Origin of the sequence: Fibrobacter sp., assembly GCF_017545445.1 — a bacterium.
Lineage (GTDB): Bacteria > Fibrobacterota > Fibrobacteria > Fibrobacterales > Fibrobacteraceae > Fibrobacter.
The window spans coordinates 1-20,030 of the sequence record NZ_JAFWOM010000029.1 but is presented as its reverse complement, the minus strand read 5'-3'; the positions used below and the strand labels follow the sequence as shown (position 1 = coordinate 20,030).

The 20,030-nt window shown below is 45.7% G+C and carries 13 protein-coding genes and 2 pseudogenes; 6 read left to right on the top strand and 9 right to left on the bottom strand.

Annotation, left to right across the window (positions count from 1 at the left end; translation table 11 throughout):
• Both ytpR and ispD read right to left on the bottom strand, forming a co-directional pair.
• The coding region (gene ytpR / locus IKG78_RS03655; RefSeq protein WP_366074697.1) for a YtpR family tRNA-binding protein at positions 1 to 681 on the bottom strand (681 nt) is incomplete at its 3' end.
• A 450-nt stretch (positions 682 to 1,131) separates the two neighbouring features.
• The gene (gene ispD, locus IKG78_RS03650) at positions 1,132 to 1,878 is read right to left on the bottom strand and encodes a 2-C-methyl-D-erythritol 4-phosphate cytidylyltransferase (RefSeq protein ID WP_290939458.1); all 747 of its coding nucleotides are present in this window, start codon (positions 1,876 to 1,878) and stop codon (positions 1,132 to 1,134) included.
• A gap of 135 nt (positions 1,879 to 2,013) precedes the next feature.
• Here ispD and IKG78_RS03645 point away from each other — a divergent pair, with 135 nt between their 5' ends.
• Complete coding sequence (locus IKG78_RS03645) at positions 2,014 to 2,367, top strand: hypothetical protein (RefSeq protein WP_290939455.1); 354 nt, start codon at positions 2,014 to 2,016, stop codon at positions 2,365 to 2,367.
• On the opposite strand, the gene IKG78_RS03640 is transcribed toward IKG78_RS03645, so the two are convergent.
• Positions 2,364 to 2,681, bottom strand: coding sequence for a YbjQ family protein (locus IKG78_RS03640; protein WP_290939452.1), 318 nt, complete (start codon positions 2,679 to 2,681; stop codon positions 2,364 to 2,366). The two genes, IKG78_RS03645 and IKG78_RS03640, sit on opposite strands and share 4 nt — an antisense overlap.
• Before the next feature lie 515 nt (positions 2,682 to 3,196).
• A complete protein-coding gene (locus IKG78_RS03635; protein ID WP_290939449.1) occupies positions 3,197 to 3,739 on the bottom strand; it encodes a hypothetical protein in 543 nt (180 codons plus the stop codon).
• A gap of 730 nt (positions 3,740 to 4,469) precedes the next feature.
• Here IKG78_RS03635 and IKG78_RS03630 point away from each other — a divergent pair.
• From IKG78_RS03630 to IKG78_RS03620, 3 genes are all read left to right on the top strand, one after another.
• Positions 4,470 to 7,556 (top strand): fibrobacter succinogenes major paralogous domain-containing protein, encoded by a 3,087-nt coding sequence (locus tag IKG78_RS03630; RefSeq protein WP_290939446.1) that lies wholly within the window; start codon positions 4,470 to 4,472, stop codon positions 7,554 to 7,556.
• A 14-nt stretch (positions 7,557 to 7,570) separates the two neighbouring features.
• On the top strand, positions 7,571 to 9,505 hold the full coding sequence (locus IKG78_RS03625) for an FISUMP domain-containing protein (RefSeq protein WP_290939443.1): 1,935 nt from the start codon (positions 7,571 to 7,573) through the stop codon (positions 9,503 to 9,505).
• A 237-nt stretch (positions 9,506 to 9,742) separates the two neighbouring features.
• On the top strand, positions 9,743 to 12,130 hold the full coding sequence (locus tag IKG78_RS03620; protein ID WP_290939440.1) for a UvrD-helicase domain-containing protein: 2,388 nt from the start codon (positions 9,743 to 9,745) through the stop codon (positions 12,128 to 12,130).
• Positions 12,131 to 12,351: 221 nt separating this feature from the next.
• Here the strand turns inward: IKG78_RS03620 and IKG78_RS03615 are convergent, their stop codons facing one another.
• Positions 12,352 to 13,521 carry an RluA family pseudouridine synthase gene (locus IKG78_RS03615; RefSeq protein WP_290939436.1) on the bottom strand — a complete coding sequence of 390 codons (1,170 nt, stop codon included), beginning with the start codon at positions 13,519 to 13,521 and terminating at the stop codon, positions 12,352 to 12,354.
• A gap of 110 nt (positions 13,522 to 13,631) precedes the next feature.
• Positions 13,632 to 15,302 carry an FAD-dependent protein gene (locus tag IKG78_RS03610; protein WP_290939432.1) on the bottom strand — a complete coding sequence of 557 codons (1,671 nt, stop codon included), beginning with the start codon at positions 15,300 to 15,302 and terminating at the stop codon, positions 13,632 to 13,634.
• A gap of 106 nt (positions 15,303 to 15,408) precedes the next feature.
• On the opposite strand from IKG78_RS03610, the gene IKG78_RS03605 reads away from it, so the two are divergent.
• Positions 15,409 to 16,893: a DUF1846 domain-containing protein gene (locus IKG78_RS03605; RefSeq protein ID WP_290939428.1), complete on the top strand. Its 1,485-nt coding sequence runs from the start codon at positions 15,409 to 15,411 to the stop codon at positions 16,891 to 16,893.
• Between the two features lie 277 nt (positions 16,894 to 17,170).
• Here the strand turns inward: IKG78_RS03605 and dnaB are convergent, their stop codons facing one another.
• Positions 17,171 to 18,583 (bottom strand): replicative DNA helicase, encoded by a 1,413-nt coding sequence (gene dnaB, locus IKG78_RS03600; protein ID WP_290939425.1) that lies wholly within the window; start codon positions 18,581 to 18,583, stop codon positions 17,171 to 17,173.
• 127 nt (positions 18,584 to 18,710) lie between these two features.
• On the opposite strand from dnaB, the gene IKG78_RS03595 reads away from it, so the two are divergent.
• The gene (locus tag IKG78_RS03595; protein WP_290939422.1) at positions 18,711 to 19,109 is read left to right on the top strand and encodes a DUF1232 domain-containing protein; all 399 of its coding nucleotides are present in this window, start codon (positions 18,711 to 18,713) and stop codon (positions 19,107 to 19,109) included.
• Positions 19,110 to 19,218: 109 nt separating this feature from the next.
• On the opposite strand, the pseudogene pdxT reads toward IKG78_RS03595, so the two are convergent.
• Positions 19,219 to 19,776 (bottom strand): annotated as a pseudogene (gene pdxT / locus IKG78_RS03590) (pyridoxal 5'-phosphate synthase glutaminase subunit PdxT); the annotation flags it as partial.
• A 27-nt stretch (positions 19,777 to 19,803) separates the two neighbouring features.
• Positions 19,804 to 20,030: pseudogene (locus IKG78_RS03585) on the bottom strand (pyridoxal 5'-phosphate synthase lyase subunit PdxS); the annotation flags it as partial.

Genomic DNA, 20,030 nt, shown 5'->3' with positions numbered 1-20,030 from the left:
TAGGATTTTCAAAAAATTTTTGTCGCTCACGGACGAGAAGAGCCGCTCAAAAAAATTTTGCACGGCGGAACTTGCAGCTTCGGAATCTTCCTTGAGTTCGTAGGCGAGCGGCTTGAGCGGGCGGTTGAACTTGGCGGCGAGTTCGCGTGCGACACCGCGGTGGCTAAGAGCGTCCGGGCGGTTCGGCGTGACGTTCAATTCGTAGCAAACGTCGTACATGCCGAGGCTTACGAACGGCGTACCAGCCGGGATGGAATCGTCGAGAACCATGATTCCACCGTGGTCGTCAGAAAGTCCGATTTCATCTTCGGCGCAAATCATGCCGAAGCTTTCGACGCCGCGAATCTTGGATTTCTTCATCTTGAGCTTGGTGCCGTCGGGGAGCGGGAGTTCTGCGCCAATCGGGGCGAGCACAACCGTCTGGCCTGCAGCGACGTTCGGGGCTCCGCAAACCACCTGGATGGTGTTCGTGCCGTCGTTCACGGTAGTGATGTGCAAGTGATCGCTATCCGGGTGCGGATCGCAAGTGAGAACCTTTGCAACGAGCAACTTGTCATAGACCTTGCCCGGTTCTTCCATGCCTTCAACTTCGAGACCGATGGAGGTGAGCGCCTTTGCGACATCTTCCGCAGATTCCGGAAGGTCAACGTGACGTCTAAGCCAATTCAAAGAAACTTTCATCTTTTCCTCTTATTTCAAACTTTGTCATTGCGAGGTCCCAGTATGGGACCGTTGCAATCTCGATGTGACATTGTAATGGATCCATTTGCCAAATCGATGAATTTTCGGCGTAAATATAGAAAAAAGGTGAGCCTGTCGAAACTCACCAACCCTAGTCCGAGGTGACAAAGCAGAGCTAATCGTTGGGGTGTTTTTTGTGAAAAAATGATACCAAACAATCAAAAAAAGATGTTTTGGTAGCATAATTTGAGAATAAACTAATCGAAAATACCTCTTTTTCGCACTTTTTGTCTAAAAAATTGGATCGTTTGGGGACAAAAACGTTGGAATACGTCAGTATTTGACCTGAAAAGTAGATTTTTGCTACAGATAAATGAAAAAATGTGTTACCAAATTTCGAAAAATTTCTGATTTGGTATCATTTTTTCGTTATTTTGGCGTTTTCTGTGTTTAAAACGAGGATTTTTGTGCGACTCGGTTGGCAAAGATTTCGAAGTCTTCGGGCGTGGTGAGTTTGTCGTTGGAGGATTCGCCTTTGACGATATAGACGGGTTCGCCAAAGAATTCGAGAATGCTTGCTTCGTCGGTCGGAGTAAAGTTCAGCGGTTCTTTTGCGATGCGGGCGTAAAGGCTCTTGAGCAAGTCGATGCGTGCCGCTTGCGGCGTCTGTGCGAGCCAAACTTTATTGCGGTCGATGGTGCTTTCGACGCGGCCATCGCTTGCAATTTTGATAGTGTCGATGGCGGGTTTTGCAACGAGGCAACTGCCTTTGTTGATGAGCGTTTCGCAGACATCGCGGATAATATTTTCACTGACGAACGGGCGTGCAACATCGTGGACGAGGACGTATTCTGCATCGCTAGTAAGTGCGTTTACGCCGTTCTCCACGGACTGCCAGCGTTCTTTTCCGCCGACTACAATTTTTAATTTGTTTTTGATAAATTCATTGAGCTTGCCGAAACGGCTTGAAAACATTCCAAAAAGTTCTTTTTCGAAATAGTCCTTCCAGTCGGCGGGCACTGCCATGACGACCTCTGCAATCTCGTCCATCTTGAGAAAAGTTTCGAGGGAATACTGGTAAACAGGTTTGTTGCCCAGTTGCATCAACTGCTTAGGAATGTTGCCTCCCATGCGCTTGCCGAGGCCACCAGCGGGGAGTACTGCCGCGAATTTTCCGAAATGTAATGAATTTGCCATATAATAAAAATAGAAAGGTTTGAATAAAAATAGAAAGGTTTGTGATTTGAATCACGGGTGTAAAATGTAAGAAGTAAAAAATTTTTTAATGCTAAGAATCTTTTTACCTTTGGCTTTGGTATATGGGAGAACGAAATGGACTTGAGTGACTTGAAGCCTCGAAACCGAACTCGAATGGCTATTGCGGCCTGTTTAGGTGGTTTTGTCGGGGTTCATAACTTTATGCTTTTGAATCAAGCTTCAGGAAGCATAAAGATTTATTTGACTTTGATTGCCCTTGTCGCACCGCATCGAATCGGTCTATGCTTGGCTATTGTCAACCTTGCTTGGGTTTTGTTTGATCTGTGTCAGATATGTTGTGTGCAAACGTTGCCTGAAATTCGTCTTGAAGGTAGCCGAAAAAAAGCTGTACTTTTTGTGACGGCCTATTGGGCTCTTGCTACTATAATAGTCACTTTTTTTGCTCAAAATTCAGGTTTGTTCCTTTAGCTATTTTTGAAACGGACGGCTGTTCCGTAGGCGATGACCTCGGCTGCGCTTGCCATCAAGTTGCTCGTGGCGTACCGCACATTTACGATAGCATCAGCCCCAATCATAGCGGCTTCGTTCATCATGCGTTCTGTCGCTTTTTGACGGGCTTGGCTCATCATTTCGCTATAACCTGCGATTTCTCCACCGATGAGAGTCTTGAGCCCTGCGAAAACATCTCGGACAACATTCTTCGAAAAGACGATACTCCCCTTGACGAGCTGGATGGTTTCAATTTCTTTGCCGCTAATGTAGTCTGTATTGACGATAATCATGGAATTCCCCTTTGTGAAATGAATGGTTATAGTGAAAATATAATATGTAAAAAGAGACTTGCAATGTCTTTTTTATGCCGCTATATGATACTTGGTGACCCGTAGCCGTAATTGAAATGATAAATTTTCCCTCTCAAAAAAATAATTGGCGATGTAGCACTTTGGTGTTGAAGTAACCCCAAGTGTTTAAAATTTTAAACATGAGTCGTTATAAATCGAGAAATTCGACCATTTAGGCTATCGACTTATCCACAACAAGAAAGTCCTACTTTTTTAATTAATGGCTCTGTCTGGCTAATCCGTACTTTTTACAAAAACTGCCAAAACGCTGCGGCGGTCAGATTGCCTTTTTCAGCGAAAATTCTGCAATTCCGTAGCCAAAAAACAGTTTTGGATGGGCTTACAAATCAAGGATTATTTGCTAACGGATCATGGTACCCACGTCCCAGACTTGATTGTTTTTCCAGAAGATTTTGCTTGAGCTTTTCGTACAAGTCTTCCGCAATGAAGTCTGATTACCGGTTTTCGTTCAAGGCATTGGATTCGTACAAAGTTGTCACAAGACTACTAAACTGATTGAATATTTTCGTACTTATAGAACACTGTTCGCCTTCACAAGCGTCCAATTTATACAACAAATAATATTTTTTCTCATTTTTTGTCTTTTTAAACCCATATATTCGCATTGTCGTATCCTGACTAAAGCTATACGGACGCAAAGGTTGTGCAAAGTCTAAAGCATCTACGGGAAAATCATCCTGTCGAATTTCATATGTTTTACAAGTATCCTCAAAAGGACATATGGAAACAGAGTCATTTCTGCCGTAGAAGAAAAGGAATGCACTTGGAACAACCGCATCCCATCTAGGGTCATACACCAGATAATAGCCATCTCTTGATGCATCCAGCTCCGTAAAATGGGTCAGGTAACCGTCGAAATCCTCATCTAGGGATTTCTGCCATTCCTTATCAAGAGGAATCGGCTCATAACTATAAAGGTGACGAGTCGAATGACAACCAAACAACACAAGGCAAATAACTAATAAATTTTTCACCATGCAGCTTGCAAATATTGTGGATCTTTATTTGTGTACGTATAATGATATAATTCGAAGTTCCATTATCATTATACCCAATATAACTTTTTATGTTTCATCGCGCATACGGCTCTGTCTGGCTAATCCGTACTTTTTTACAAAAACTGCGAAAACGCTGCGGCGGTCAGATTGCCTTTTTCAGCGAAAATTCTGCAATTCCGTAGCCAAAAAACAGTTTTGGATGGGCTTACGAAACCGTTTTTTGCTAAGACCGCCCGATTGTACAAAATGGCCTGACAGAGCCTATTTAATTGGCTATGTAGAACTTTAATGTTGAAGCACCGCCTGATGTTTAAAATTTTAAACAAAAAGGACTTTAAAAGGGCTTTTGGTGATTCAACAGGATTCAATGACACTTAAAAGCACGGTTCTTGTCAACATTCCATTAACAACAAAAAAGTTCTACTTATCCAAATTTAATTTGTTTGTTTGAACAGGTTTCACTATATTTGCTCGCATGGATTTTGGAAGTTATGGTAAGACGTGGTGGGCGAACAAGTGGCTTACATCAATTCTTACAACAGCAAGCGAGCAAGTAATTTTACAAGGACTCAAGTTCACTGCTGTATTTGTAGCTAATTAAATTAGTATATTGCGACTTATGTATAATCGTGTTATTTTATTTTATATCATTTGCATTTTTATTTTTGCCGTGCAAGCGCCTTGCAATGTTGCGAAAAATTTCGGTTCCATGACAGACTCGCGTGACGGCCAAATTTACAAGACCGTACGCATCGGCTCTCAAACATGGATGGCAGAAAACTTAAATTACGAAACTTCAAAAAAAATCGTAACACATCAGATTTCAGGCAAACGAGGAAAAAACGTAAGAGAAATCAAGTCTACAATTAAAACGAGTTTTTGCCATGATGATCTTCTTAGCAATTGTCTTCGGTATGGTAGCCTTTATACTTGGGATGCAGCAAATGAAGCGTGTCCTACGGGTTGGCATTTGCCAGATTCCACGGATTGGAATGTTTTATTCGACGCCGTGGGTGGAAAAGGATTAGCAGGGAAAGCACTCAAGTCTACAGCAGGTTGGTATAATGGCGGAAACGGCTCTGATAAATACGGATTTTCGGCACAACCTATTGAACTTGGCCCAGCTTCTAAAAATGAAAAATTGAGCAATGGTTACGCCTCTTTTTGGAGTTCATCTGAGGTTTCCGAAGAACAAGTGTATGCGGTGTATTTGAGTTATTACAGTAACGGGGCTATGTTTGGAGTTGATTACCATGGGGCTAAACGTCCTATTCGTTGTGTTGAAGGTGAATTGAAAAATGGTAATGAAAAAACAATGTCCTCGGCAACGTCATCTTCTTCGGCTTTTTCTTCTAGCAGTTCCGAAGTCTTGGTAACAAAAGGGACGATGACGGACTCTCGTGACGGGCATATTTATAAAACAATAACGATTGGTTCCAAAATATGGATGGCCGAAAACCTGAACTATAAAATATCCAATAGCTATTGCTTTGGTGATGATAAAAAGAATTGCAACAAATATGGTCGCCTTTACACATGGGCAAGCACAATGGATAGTGCGTCTTCGAACCATGAGCATGGCGTATGCCCCGCAGGTTGGCATTTGCCGACGCTATTTGAATGGGAAGGATTGATTTCTGCTGCTGGTGGAAAATTCTTGGCGGGCAAACGTCTCAAGAGTGTGACAGGATGGTTTGGCGAAGGAACCGGCGCAGCTGTTGATGATTTCGGATTTTCTGCAATCCCGTCTGGTTTCAGGTATAGCGACGGAAGTTATAGCCGCGAAGAATCTTACGCATTGTTCTGGTCTACTTTTGATGATGATGCAACGAATAATCCAAGAGGATTGCTTTTCTCGTATTACAGTCCTGAAATAAAAACAATTAGAGAATCTAGTGATTTTGGATTGTCAGTCCGTTGTGCCAAGGATATTGCTAGAGGTACGCTTGTCGATTACCGCGATGGACAAACTTACAAAACCGTGAAAATCGGTTCGCAGAATTGGATGGCCGAAAATTTGAGATTCAAATCACCGAACAGTTTTTGCTATAACAATGCCGATAGCAACTGCGTCAAATATGGCCGACTCTACCTGTGGTCCGCTGCATTGGACAGTGTCCGTTTGTATAAAAACGACGATGAAGACTGTGGCTACTGCAAGCCTTGCCCTCCGAAATATCCGCTGCGAGGCGTGTGTCCTGCAGGTTGGCATTTGCCGACGGAAACAGAATGGCAAACTTTATTTGATGCAGTGAAGGAAAGATCAACATTGGGAGATGCCTTAAAATCCAAGAGTGGCTGGGAAAAATGCGATTATGGTCATCACTTTTTGCGAAGAACTTGTAAATCTGGTGGAAACGGTCATGATTACTTTGGCTTTAATGCTGTTCCTGCAGGATTTTGGAGTAATGGTCTTGGTGAGGAATTGGGAAAAAAAGCCCTATTTTGGAGTTCTACAGGTTACTACAAGAGTGCTCCAGATATTATGGAACTACGCGCTGATAAGGATTATGCCAATCTCAGTTATTGCACAGGCACCGAATATGAAAAAAGCGGATTATCGGTCCGTTGCGTACAGGACGAAGAAGAAAACTCTATTTCGGGGCTAAGTTCTTCCTCTGTCAACACGATCATCACTTCTTCATCTGTCATTCCTGCCTTGAACGGGAATTTCCTCGTAGATTTCCGTGACGGACAAACTTACAGGACTGTGACTATCGGGGAACAGACGTGGATGGCGGAAAACCTCAAGTATAAAACGGATTTCAGTACATGCCATCGGGATATCGATAGTTGTGCTAAATACGGTCGCCTTTACGAATGGGGCGAGGCTATGAACGCCTGCCCAACCGATTGGCATTTGCCGACTGAAGAGGAATGGAATACTTTGTTCAACACTGTGGGCGGAAAGGCAACGGCAGCAAATGTGCTCAAGTCTAAAAGTGGCTGGATAAAAAATGGGAATGGCACGGATGAATATGAATTTTCAGCATTGCCAGCTGGCAGATCCGATTATTATGATGAAATTTTTGGGAAACCAAATGTTCATAACGGAGTCGGTGAAAAAGCTTATTTTTGGTCCGTATCGATGAATCCTAGTTTTAGCAACGCCCTTGTAGTGATAGAAGGAAATGATAAACGAGCTTCTTATGTTTTAAGTAGTAACCGGGATGCAATTTCTGTCCGTTGCTTGAAAAATAAGCCTTCTCAAAGCAAGGATTCTTCGACTGTACTTCCATCAAGTGTTGTCAAAGATTCTATAACCGATCCCCGCGATGGTCAGGTTTACAAGACTGTAAAAATCGGTCCGCAAACTTGGATGGCGCAAAACTTAAATTACGAAACAGAAGAAAGTGATTGCTACAATAGTGATTATCGCAACTGTCCTAAATATGGCCGTTTTTACAATTGGGACGATGCCATGAAGGCATGCCCGACGGGTTGGCATTTGCCCGATATGGCTGAATGGAATACTTTGTTTGAATCTGTGGGCGGGCGTCTTACGGCAAGTCAGCGTCTGAAATCCACAAGCGGTTGGAAGACATGCAAGAACTGGTGTTGGGCAAATGGAAATGGTTCAGATGATTACGGATTTAATGCAATTCCTGTTGAAGGTTGGCATGACAAGCACAAGTTTGGCTCCGTAGGTGAATATGCTGAATTTTGGACCTCTTCTGAATGGGACCATAGTCCATATTACATATATCTGAAAGCGCTATACAGTTACACAGTTTCTTCAAATAGAAATCATAATTATTATGGACGTTCAGTTCGCTGTGTTAAGGATTCCGATTAGGGAGAACGCAAAAGATGAATAGGAAAATATTTTTGTTATCTGCTTTTGGTTTATTGGTATCATGCGTTGGCACCAAGAACGAGTCTCCCGTTGTCGATTCTATTGCGGTTACTGATATGCAGATGGTGGACCCGCGCGATGGTCAAGTTTACAAAACCGCAAAAATCGGTGAGCAAATCTGGATGGCGGAAAACCTCAATTACGATATAGCGAATAGTGCCTGCTATGACAATTGTTTAATCAACTGTATAGAAAAAGGTCACCTTTATACATGGTCTGCTGCGGTTGAAGCGTGCCCTACAGGGTGGCATTTACCGACACAAAATGATTGGAACGATCTTTTCACAACTCTTGGGGGTCAAGCTTCGGCAGCGATAGCTCTTAAATCATTTGAGGATTGGAAAACAGATGAAAAACGACGTGTAAATGCAACTGGTTCTTCAGGCTTTTCTGCGTTGTATAGTGGTTACAGAAAATTTGGTGATAGTTTCAGTATGGAAGGAGGAACGTTCTTCTGGGTTTCGGATTACTACAATGATAGCCTAGCGTATTATATGGGGTTACGTAGCGAAAGCGATAATGCGTTTTTGCTTGCCGAAAACAAGAACAATATGTATTCTGTTCGTTGCCTTAAAGATAATCCTTCTGCTAAAAATGAATTTATCGGAAAGAAAACGCCGCCTTTGGGACAAAAGCAAAATCAGTTTATCGATATTCGTGATGGACATGCCTACAAGACGGTGACTTATGGCAAGCAAACTTGGATGGCGGAAGATTTGGCTTTTGAAGCTGAATTCGATGACGATTGCCTAAGAGGGTATTGCCAAAATGCTGGACTTTATACGTGGAAAACGGCAATGGGCGATGCATACACTCAAGAGAATATTAAGGAATCCCTGGTGCAGGGAATTTGCCCTATAGGCTGGCATTTGCCGGATACGACAGAATGGAACACTTTGATTTCTGAATTGGGCGGTGGAAATGCAGCGATCAAAATTCTTTTATCTACAACTAGAAACGGGTTCAACATGGTTCTTGACGAGGGAACTGTTCTTTGTAATGAAAACAGTGTTGAAACTGTATGTGGAGGGTCCTCTGCTTTCTGGAGTTCTGTCAAGTCTCGCGAAGATGCAGACTATGCGCATGAAATGTTTATCATCGATTATTCGAATGGAAAAATGGAGATAGGCATTGATCAAAATCCTAGACGTGATGATATTCCGATTCGCTGCGTGAAAGATGAGGAAGCAACTTCGTCAGATCGTAATTCGGATGTTGAAATTGCAGAAAAGCCGTCACAAAGCGCAGACTCATTGTCTTACGGAATACAGCAAGTCGTGACTGACATCCGTGATGGTCAAACATACAGGACTACAAAAATTGGTGACCAAATTTGGATGGCAGAAAATCTCAATTTTAAGACTGAAGGAAGTTTTTGTTACCATGATTCTACTCAATATTGTGAAAAATTAGGTCGCTTTTATACGTGGGGTGCGGCAATGGACAGCGCGGGTTTCTTTAGCGCAAATGGGAAGGGTTGCGGCGATGGAGAAACATGCCTCCCGACATTCCCGGTTCGTGGCGTTTGCCCTTCTGGTTGGCATTTGCCAACGCTTGCGGAATGGAATAGTTTAATAGAAACAGCTGGAGGCGGATACTATGCGGCCTCAAAACTTATGTCGGCCAAAGGTTGGGATGATGATTTTAATTGGGTTGATAATGGAACGGATGATTTTGGTTTTTCTGCATATCCGAGCTGCAATATGGAAGCTAGCGGTAAAAGCGGATTTTGCAACCCACCGGTAAATTATTGGAGTTCCATAGAAAGCAATTCCAATGAAGCATATCACATGCGTCTCAATAATTCAAATCACTCTAATGAAAAAGGTGTTTCTATGGGCACTATTGATAAGCAATATGCGTTTACAATCCGCTGTGTGCGTGATTAGACGGCTGAGTCCAAATTTAAGGCTATGTAGAACTTTAATGTTGAAGCACCGCCTGATGTTTAAAACTTTAAACAAAAAGGACTTTAAAAGGGTTTTTGGTGATTCGACAGGATTCAATGACACTTAAAAGCACGGTTCTTGTCAACATTCCATTAACAACAAAAAAGTTCTACTTATCCATTTAATTACTATATTTTTGTGCAGTAAAACAAATGTTCACTATAATGCAGGTCGCGTATGGCTCTCGCTCAAGAAATGAAAACTTCGGTCGTTGAATCCCTTGAGAGGGAGCGTTCCCGTTTGGACAAGGAACAGCTGGAGGCGGTCGAGACGACTGAGGGCTATGTGCGTGTTGTGGCGGGGGCGGGTTCGGGCAAGACGCGGACTCTGACGCACCGCTATTTGTACCTCGTGAAGGAGATGGGAATTTCTCCTGCGAATATTTTGTGCGTGACGTTTACGAACAAAGCGGCGAACGAAATGAAAAAGCGAATCCGTTCGATTCTCGGCGGGGACGACAGCGGCTATATTTCGACGTTTCACGGTTTTTGTGTGCGTTTTTTGCGTGAAGAAATCCATGTGCTCAACTACCCGAAAGAGTTCATGATTTTGGACGAAGACGACCAGAAGTCGCTATTGCGAAAGGCGTATGCGGATCTCGGATTTTCGCTCAAGGATTTGAAAATCAGCAGTGCTCTTGATTTTATCGGGGGCCGCAAGGCGAATGACTTGGATTACGTTTCGCTTTTTGCGGAATTGCCTTCGGAGAGTGATATTGGTTTGAGTGAGGGTGACCGCGAGGAAAGCCGCGAGATGCCCAAAGATCATTTGCTGGAATTGTCGGATGAAGCCGATGACAAGTGGATGAAGGTTTATTACCGCTATCTTTACGAGCAGAAAAAGAATTACGCTCTTGATTTTGATGACTTGATTCTGGTGACGCTTTACATCCTTCAAAGTTTCCCGGAACAGCTCGACAAGTGGCGCAAGCGGATGATGTATGTGATGGTCGATGAGTATCAGGATATCGACGGGCAACAGTATCAGTTGGCGGATTTGCTTTCGAGCTATCACAAGAATTTATTTGTGGTGGGCGACCCGGACCAGACCATTTATGGATGGCGCGGTGCAGATGTCAATCGCATTCTTGAATTTGACCAATTCCATAAAGGCACAAAGACGATTTTGTTGCAGAACAATTACCGTTCTACGCCGAGCATTTTAAAGGTGCCGGATGCGGTTATCAAGAATAATGAGTTCAGAATCGAAAAGGTTTTGAAGCCGGTGCGCGCCGGTGGAAAAACGCCTGTGTTTTACCATGCGAAGAACACTCGTGAAGAGGCTAAATGGATTGTGGAACGCATCCAGAACGCTGTGCAGAGTGCGGGTGGCATGCATTATAAGGATATCGCGGTGTTGTACCGGATGCATTCGCAGTCGCGTTCAGTTGAAGAAGCGTTGATGGCGGAGAATATTCCGTACAAAGTTTATAGCGGTGTCGGGTTCTACCAGCGCAAGGAAATCAAGGATGTCATTTGTTATTTGCGCATGCTCGTGTATGCGGACGATTTGTCGTTCTTGCGGACGGTGAATACGCCTAAGCGTCAGTTCGGGCCTCGCAAGATTTCCATTTTGCAGGCGTTTGCGGATGCTCGTGGCGTCGGGCTGTATGAAGCTTTGCTGGAGATTGTCGCGGAGGCGGGACTCTTGGATACCGTGGCTGCCGATATCTCGTCGCAGGCGGAAATGTCGTCAGTAGGGAATGATCGCCAGAAGATTGATTTTGACTGCAAGGGATTCTTGGCTCGGAGCAACGTTATCGAGTATGTGAAGCTGATTGAAAAGTATCGCTCTTGCTACAGGGACATGAGCGTTTCAGAAATTTTGGCGAAGATTTTGCGTGAAACGAAGTACGAAGAAATGCTGCGTTTGGATGGCGACGAAGACCGTTTGGACAACCTCGCGGAACTCAAGCAGGGTATTCTGGAATTCGAAAATTACTACGAAGAAGATGCGTCGCTGGACGAGTATCTGCAAAATATCGTGCTGTTCACGAACGTCGATGAAGATGCCGAAGAAAAGGATCGTGTGCAGCTTATGACGATTCATAACGCGAAAGGGCTTGAATTTCCACAGGTTTTTGTATGCGGTTTGAACGAGGGCTTTTTCCCGGTGAAACGTGTGCAGAACAAGGTGCAACTTGAAGAAGAACGCAGACTTGCGTATGTGGCGTTCACGCGTGCCGAGAATGTGCTTTGCCTAAGCGATGCCGAAGATGGCGTGGCAGGGGAGAGCGGAACGCGTTATCCGTCACGGTTCTTGCTCGAAATGGATATGGGCGGGCTGGATATCGCTCGCGGATTTTCTGAAGATTTGCTTGACGCCGCCAAGGCGCATATTGCAAATGTCGATCAGGAACGTGATTTTTTGAGTGACGAAAGTCTAGGGCGTGTTAAAAAAGCACCTGCGGCAGCGTTTAATGTGGGTGACCGCGTAGTTCACAAGATTTTCGGTGCTGGAACGGTCCGCGTTGTCGATGAAAAAAACTTTTGCTACGAAATTGCATTTGATAAGTTCGCGACTCCGCGAAGCATCCAATTCGACTTCCCGCTAGTTCGGGGCTAGTTTAAACTGGAACTGTCTCCCTGGAGGCACAAAGTGTCGATAGTGTCCATGAATATCTTAATGGGTTCTATCGGGGCGGTGAAGACCTCCCTCCAGAATGACGAAAAAATGTCATCCCGCTCTTTTCTTTATTGTCATCCCGGCCCCAGTGCCGGGATCGGTTGTTGTGCTCTGTCGTTTTCAAAAAAAACAGGCCCCGGAATAAATCCGGGGTGACAGGCTTAACGCCTGCGGCGGCTTTTTTCGAAGTTGTTTTCTGGACGTTCTATGTGAAGCGGCTTCAGCTGCTTGATAACGCTTTGCAGTTCTTTGGGGAGCGGGCAATCAAACACTTTGTGTTCACCTTCCCAGTCGAATTCTAAGCGGCAGCTGTGCAAAAAAAGTCGGTTCAATCCGAATTGTTTTTTGACTTCACGGTTGAGTGCAAAATCACCGTAACGGGTGTCGCCTAAAAGCGGATGCCCGATGCTTGCAAAGTGGGCACGGATTTGGTGCATACGACCTGTTTCGAGCTTTATTTTCACAAGGTCGTAGCCTTCGTAATGCTGCTTGACGCGGTAGTGCGTGATGGCTGTTTGCGCTTTGTCGTTTTCTTGCCCGACGAGCATTTTGCTGCCCTTGGCGTTGTCTGTGCGTAAAAGCGATTCGTTGATGGTACCGCGGTCTTTTTTGAGATTCCCTTTGACGAGAGCGAAGTAATATTTATCGACTTCGTGTTCGCGGATAAGGCGTGTAAAGTCGCGGAGGGTGTCTCCGTGGAGTGCTGCGATAATCATGCCCGAGGTCTCTTGGTCGAGACGGTGGGCGATAGTGGGCTTAAAATCAAGATTCTCGTTTTTGCCCCATTCCCAAAGGTATTCCACAAGGCTTTCGCCGGGGCGTGTGCCGCTGCCGGGCTGGCTTGCAAGTCCCGATGGCTTGTTGACGATAACGTAATCTTCGGTTTGGATGATGAAATCCAATTCCTTGGCTCCCCAAGAAGGTAACCTCTCGTCTCGGTTGGTGAGCTTGCCGAACCACGTCTCTCGATTTTCGCTTGATGTCCCCCAAGTGGACTTGTTCTTTGCAAAACCTGATGGCTTTTTTGCATCGGGGCGTTGCGGGGTGACCCCGCTCGAAGGGGTAGCGGGAGCCGCTTCGGCGGCGGAAGCGAGGGGAAGGCTTTCCCCTTTTTTGTCATCTTCACTTACGCTTTTAAAATTCTCGTAAATGTTCACCACGTCGCCTTCGACGAGCATCTGGTTTGCCTTGCCGACAACGCCGTTCACGCGGACTTTCTTTTTGCGGATGACTGCAAAGAACACCGATAGTGATTCTTCGGGGAATGCTTTGCGGAGGAAACGGTCCAAGCGCATGTTTGCGAAATTGCGGTCGATAGTACGTGTGATCATTTTTTAGGTTTTAGGTTATAGGTTGTAGGGAATAGGGGAAAAAAGCATGCTTTACATGTTTATTGTGTAGGCGGCGAAGCCGCGATTATGTACCTAATACCTAACACCTGTTACCTAATTTCCTTTTTCGCAAAATGTGCAAGTCTCACGCCATCGGCGGCGCTGGTGACGATTCCGCCGGCGTAACCGGCTCCTTCGCCAAGTACGAAAAGGCCTTTTGTATTGACGCTTTCGAGCGTTTCGTTGTTGCGAGGAATGCGGAGCGGCGAACTGGTGCGCGTTTCTGGGGCGACAATCAGGCCTTCGTTTATGAATCCTGGAATTTTGCGGTCAAAATTCTGGAATCCTTCGGCGAGGCTTTGGCAAATCGTCTTGTCTATCCAATCCCACAAATTGCTTGGCGTGAGTCCGCAAGGGTAGGTGGTTTTGGGGAGCGATTTGTCTTCGCGGTGGGCGAGGAAGTTCTTTATAGTTTGTGCTGGAGCTGCGTAAGCTTTTCCGCCTATGTTGTATGCATCGCTTTCGATTTTTCGCTGCAAGTCGAGCCCGCCAAAAAGCGAACCGCTTGATGGAATGTCAAATCCTTCGGCGCCAGCCGTGATGGGGACTGCGATGGCTCCGTTTGCAAATGCACCGTTTCTGCGGCTGTAGCTCATGCCGTTTGTTGCAAGCGTTCCCGGTTCAGACGCACATGGCACAAGGACTCCGCCGGGGCACATGCAAAAACTGTATGCACTTGATGTCTTGTTGAGTGTCGGTGTCGCGAGAAAATACTCTGCGGCTCCAGTGAGCTTTGTATCGACGTTTCCGAGTTGCCGCCTGTTGATGAGCATCTGCGGATGTTCGACGCGAACGCCCATGGCAAACGCTTTGCTTTCGAGCTGGACACCGCGAGCGTGGAGCAGTTCATAGACGCTACGTGCCGAATGCCCAACCGCCAAAACCAACGCCTCGCACGGTTTCCAATTGCCGATAGCGACATCATCTTTCGTCTCGGTTGGTGAGCTTGCCGAACCACGTTTTTCGTCTTTCGTCTCTTTCAGTTTTATCGCGCAAATCCGCCCGTTTTTAATCTCGATATCTTCAAGTGTGGTGCTAAAATGAATTTGTCCGCCCAGCCTGACGATTTCGGCACGGAGCTTGCGTAACATTAGAACGAGTTTGTCTGTGCCAATGTGCGGTTTTGCAAACGTGACGACGCTTTCGTCAACGCCGAATTGCACCATGTCCTTGAGCACTGTTTCGCTGAACAGGTTGCGGCTGCGTGTGTTGAGCTTGCCGTCACTGAATGCGCCTGCGCCGCCTTCGCCAAAAAGTACATTGCTAAAAGCGTTGAACTTGCGATCGACAAAAAACCTGCGGATGTCGCGGAATCTCTCTTCGACTTGTTTTCCTTGTTCGTAAATATCGACGGAGAACCCTTTACGCAAAAGGTGCAACGCTGCCCAAAGTCCGCTAGGACCAGCCCCGATGATATCGACATGGCTTGGCATCGGAACGGTGCTGTTTCCCGGTTCTGCGTCAAGCGAACGGATTTCCCTTTTGGATTCGATGAGTCCGCGTGCGTTGTTCCCGGTTGCACGAATTTTTCGCTTTAAATCGAAAACCACGTTGTACGACCAACGTAAATCGCCTTTGCGTCTGGAGTCGAGCGAAAAACGTTCAATTTCCAAATTGAAAATTTCTTCGGGGTTCACTCGGAGCGTTTTGGCGAGTGCAGAACGGACTTCGCCTTTTTTTTCAAGGGCGACAGCGAGTTCTCTGTAGCGATAAGTAAACATGTTCGCTCTAAATTTAGAAATATGGCAAAAAAATAATTTTTTGGACTTGAGATGGTGGTTTATATTTTTTTATTTTTACGAAAACTCAAAAAATGGTATTTGATATATGTTTAAAGTTGGTTTTGATAACGAAGCTTATCTGAAAACTCAATCTGAAAAAATTCGGGAACGTATCTCTAAATTTGGCGGAAAACTTTATCTCGAATTTGGTGGAAAACTATTCGATGACCATCACGCAAGCCGCGTATTGCCGGGCTTTGCTCCTGATTCCAAAATTCGCATGCTCGAAAAAATCAAGGACAAGGCCGAAGTCATCATCGCCATTAACGCAGGCGATATCGAAAAGAACAAGGTCCGTGGTGACCTCGGCATTACTTACGATCAAGATGTACTTCGTTTGATTGACGCGTTCCGTGGTTATGGGCTCTACGTGAGCAGCGTCGTGCTCACGCGTTGGCAGGAACAGCCGAGTGCTGTCGCTTACCAGAAAAAACTCGAAACGCTTGGCCTCAAGGTCTATCGCCATTATCCGATTGCCGGTTATCCGAGCAATATTCCTTTGGTCGTAAGCGATGACGGTTATGGAAAAAATGAATTTGTTGAAACTACTCGCGAACTCGTGGTGGTGACTGCACCGGGTCCGGGAAGTGGAAAGATGGCTGTCTGCCTTTCGCAAATTTATCACGAAAACAAACGCGGCGTGAAGGCCGGTTATGCCAAGTTCGAAACGTTCCCGATTTGGAACATTCCGCTCAAGCATCCGGTGAACCTCGCGTACGAAGCGGCCACTGCTGACTTGAACGACGTGAACATGATTGACCCGTTCCACTTGGAAGCTTACGGCCAGACGACGATTAACTACAACCGCGACGTAGAAATCTTCCCGGTGCTGAACGCACTCTTTACGCGCATCCTCGGTGAATCCCCGTACAAGAGCCCGACGGACATGGGCGTGAACATGGCGGGCAACTGCATCATTGACGATGCCGCTGTGTGCGAAGCCGCGAATGCCGAAATCATCCGCCGCTACTACAATACTTTGTGCCAAGTGCGCAAGGGCAATGCCGAAAAAGACCAAGTCTATAAGCTTGAACTAGTGATGGAACAGGCTCATATCAGTGCGACGGATCGAAAGGTGGCTGTTGCCGCAGTTGCGAAGGCCGAAGAAACGAACGGCCCTGCGGTTGCTATTGAACTTGCCGATGGGGCCATTATCACGGGCAAGACTTCTTCGTTGCTGGGAGCCTCTTCTGCTGCGTTGCTCGATGCGTTGAAACATCTCGCGAAAATCCCTGACGAAGTTCGTTTGCTTTCGCCGATGGTGATTGAACCGATTCAAAGCCTCAAGACAAAGCAGCTTGGCCATAAGAATCCGCGCTTGCACATGGACGAAGTTCTCGTGGCACTCTCTGTTTGCGCTCTCACGGATTACAACGCGAAGATTGCACTCGAAAAGCTTCCGGAACTCCGCCATTGCGAAGTTCACTCCAGCGTCATCTTGTCGCAGGTGGATGTGGGCGTCTTCCGCCGCCTCGGTGTGAACCTTACGTCTGAACCGAATTATCAGACGAGCAAACTCTATCACGGGTAAAAAAATCGTCTAAGCTTCGCATAGCGGCGTTCTCGACCCACTCGCCGTACTATTTGTACGACTTCGGGGTCTGCGGCCTTGCTCTGCTCGCTTATCCGATTTTTTGAAAGAAGTGTCATCCTGAGCGAAGGTCACTGAGCCTGTCGAAGTGAATGGAGTCGAAGGATCCAGTGCAATTCAAGTAGGCTTGTTTATATCAAACAAAATATCCCGTCGGATTTATCCGACGGGATGTTTTTTATAGTTCTTTTTATTTTATTTGAATGACGGTTAATGCTTAATATCCACCAAAGTCCGTTGAAGGCTCACCGCCATTTCCATCGTCGTACTGGTAGTCGCCATCCACTTCGTCTTGCGAGTCTATTGCGTCGTAGAACGTCGTGAATTCTGGCACAAAGCTCATGTCAATATCTTTTACGGAACCGTTACGATTTTTGGCCACAATGAGTGTCGCCTTGTAGCGGTCTTCGTCTCTGTATGTTTGCATGAATGGGCGTTCGACAAACCACACCATGTCGGCAAAGATTTCAATAGAACCTGCTTCGCGGAGGTCCGAAAGCTGAGGTCGATCACGATATTGATCATAATCTTTGCTGCTTAATAGTGCGAGTGCGATTATTGGAATTTGCAGTTCTTTGGCTAATTGCTTTAGTTTTCGTACAATCTCTCCGTTTGCGACCGCACGGCATTCTTTTGTGTCGGCATTCATTAACTGTAAGTTGTCGATAACCAGCAAGTCAAGACGGCCTTTACGTTTTAATTGGCGAGCCTTGCTCATGATGTCTTCGATGCTTAAATCAGCACTGTCATCCACGAATATAGGAGCTTGGTTAATTGGTGGCACTGATGCACAAAGTTTTTTTATTTCATCAGAATTGAGTCTTCCTTTGCTCAGTCGGCTCTGGTCAATTTGAGCTTGTGAGCAAAGTAAACGTTGGGCAAATTGGACTCCATCCATTTCGAGACTGAAAAATAAGACATTCTTGCCGTATTTAATGGCCGCATTTGCTGCAACAGTCATGGCTAAAGAGGTTTTGCCCATATCTGGCCGTGCTGCCAAAATAATCAAGTCTGATTTTTGGAGACCGTTCGTGAACTCGTCGAGTTCCGTAATTCCTGTGGGAACACCTGTTAGGCCATCTCTACGGTTGTTGAGACGTTCCAAAAGCGGTGTAACAAAGTTGTCGAGCGACTGGACTGTGTTCTTGGTTTGGTTATCCGCAATGGCGAAAATGCCTCGTTCGGCATCTTGCAAAACATCGTCGGGATCAGAAGACGGATCCATCGACTTTTCGATGATACTAGAAGACGTGCGGATGAGCTTGCGGAGCACCGCCTTACTGCGAAGATGTTCCAACAGCCACGGGACGTACGCCGCCGATGCGACGGCATCCATCAAATCAAATATATATTCCCTGCCACCGACAATATCGAGCTTATCCATCTTTGTGAGTTCAGCCGAAATAGTTGCTAGATCAATCTGCGTGAGAGAGTTGTTTAGATTGCAAAGTGCGTTCCAAATCAGCTGGTGGCGTTCCAAGTAGAAAAAATCATCATCGGTAATGGTCATCACTGCGGAGCCCATTACTTCGGGATCTTGCAAAATCGCTCCAAGAAGGCTGCGTTCTGCTTCAATATCGGCTGGTATTTGGCGTTCACTTGAAAATCCGGATGTATTCTGTTTTGACATAGCTGTCCCGCTTTTAAATATACGGTATATATGTAATAAAAAATTTCAAAGGCAGTCAAAATCAATAGTCTTTTTCTGTTACATTTGTATATATTAAAACAGTCATTTAATTTTTATGGGTCCTTTGATGCCTCAAGAAAAAGTTTTTGAAGATGTTGAAATTCACGATGTAAACGACATGAATGAACGTCGCTATCATAAAGTGAAGGATGCTGTAGAAAAGCAGGAAGGCTCTCCTGTGATCTGGAAAGCTCTTTCTGTGATTATCGCGATGATGGCAATTGTTTATGATTTGGCTCCGGTTGATGCCGTGCCCGATGTTGTTCCCCTCTTTGGCTGGCTTGATGATGTTGGCTTTACTATTATGGCCGCACTCAACGCTTACCAGCATTTTTCAAAAGATCAAAAGGCCACATTTGTTCGTATTGCAAAGTACGTCAAGTGGATGATGATTGCTCTTGTAGTGATTGCTGCTGCTTCGGTGGGTGGGCTTTTTTATGCACTTGTGAATCTTATTATGCACTGAGTCGAGCTTGTGCTGCAAGCACTGCGCTATGTCGAAGTGAGCTTACCGAAGTAAAGTGTTCCGAGGCATCCTCTCCTTTTTTATAAGCATTTGCAGCATGCACTTGGACAATGTTTTCGACAAAGTATTTATGAAGGCTTAAATCGCTGTTCAGCTCGGGATGGAATGAAATCGCGAGCTGATTTTTATATTGGACGGCGACGATTTGCTCGTTGACTTTGGCGAGAATCTGGACGTCTTTGCCGGCATCCTTGATAAGCGGGGCTCGGATGAACGTCATCGGAATTTTCCCGATTCCCTCGAAATTTTCTTCGGTGTAGAAACTCCCGAGCTGCCGGCCATAGGCGTTACGCTCCACGGTGACGGGCGTTGTCGCGAAATACGTGTGACTATCGTTGCTCAATTCTTCGGCAAGCAATATAAGACCTGCGCAAGTCCCGAAAGTGGGGAATCCGCTTTCGATACGCTCGCGTAAAGGCTCAAAAAGTCCAAGGTCGTGCAGAAGTTTCCCTTGTACGGTGCTTTCGCCGCCGGGGAGGATAAGTCCGTTGAAGTCTTGAGCGATATCTCGCTGCTGGCGGATTTCAAACGTTTCGATGCCGAGTTTTTCGAGAATCTGGCGGTGCTCTGCAAACGCACCTTGCACGGCGAGCACGCCGATTTTAATGTGGTTGTTTGTTTTGTCTTCGCTCATTTACTTTCCCCTTTCTGCCATCAGCAGTGCAATTTCGTTTTCATTGATGCCGACCATCGCTTCGCCCAAATCTTCGGAGAGCTTGGCAATGAGCTTGGCGTCCTTGTAGTTTGTGACTGCTTGTACAATCGCTGCTGCACGTTTTGCCGGATTGCCGGACTTGAAAATTCCAGAACCAACGAACACGCCTTCGGCGCCGAGCTGCATCATGAGGGCTGCATCGGCGG

What these genes read in the sequence shown, in the direction of transcription:
- ispD (WP_290939458.1), bottom strand. Translation starts at nt 1,878, where the DNA reads ATGGCAAATTCATTACATTTCGGAAAATTCGCGGCAGTACTCCCCGCT.
- IKG78_RS03645 (WP_290939455.1), top strand. Translation starts at nt 2,014, where the DNA reads ATGGACTTGAGTGACTTGAAGCCTCGAAACCGAACTCGAATGGCTATT.
- IKG78_RS03640 (WP_290939452.1), bottom strand. Translation starts at nt 2,681, where the DNA reads ATGATTATCGTCAATACAGACTACATTAGCGGCAAAGAAATTGAAACC.
- IKG78_RS03635 (WP_290939449.1), bottom strand. Translation starts at nt 3,739, where the DNA reads ATGGTGAAAAATTTATTAGTTATTTGCCTTGTGTTGTTTGGTTGTCAT.
- IKG78_RS03630 (WP_290939446.1), top strand. Translation starts at nt 4,470, where the DNA reads ATGACAGACTCGCGTGACGGCCAAATTTACAAGACCGTACGCATCGGC.
- IKG78_RS03625 (WP_290939443.1), top strand. Translation starts at nt 7,571, where the DNA reads ATGAATAGGAAAATATTTTTGTTATCTGCTTTTGGTTTATTGGTATCA.
- IKG78_RS03620 (WP_290939440.1), top strand. Translation starts at nt 9,743, where the DNA reads ATGGCTCTCGCTCAAGAAATGAAAACTTCGGTCGTTGAATCCCTTGAG.
- IKG78_RS03615 (WP_290939436.1), bottom strand. Translation starts at nt 13,521, where the DNA reads ATGATCACACGTACTATCGACCGCAATTTCGCAAACATGCGCTTGGAC.
- IKG78_RS03610 (WP_290939432.1), bottom strand. Translation starts at nt 15,302, where the DNA reads ATGTTTACTTATCGCTACAGAGAACTCGCTGTCGCCCTTGAAAAAAAA.
- IKG78_RS03605 (WP_290939428.1), top strand. Translation starts at nt 15,409, where the DNA reads ATGTTTAAAGTTGGTTTTGATAACGAAGCTTATCTGAAAACTCAATCT.
- dnaB (WP_290939425.1), bottom strand. Translation starts at nt 18,583, where the DNA reads ATGTCAAAACAGAATACATCCGGATTTTCAAGTGAACGCCAAATACCA.
- IKG78_RS03595 (WP_290939422.1), top strand. Translation starts at nt 18,711, where the DNA reads ATGCCTCAAGAAAAAGTTTTTGAAGATGTTGAAATTCACGATGTAAAC.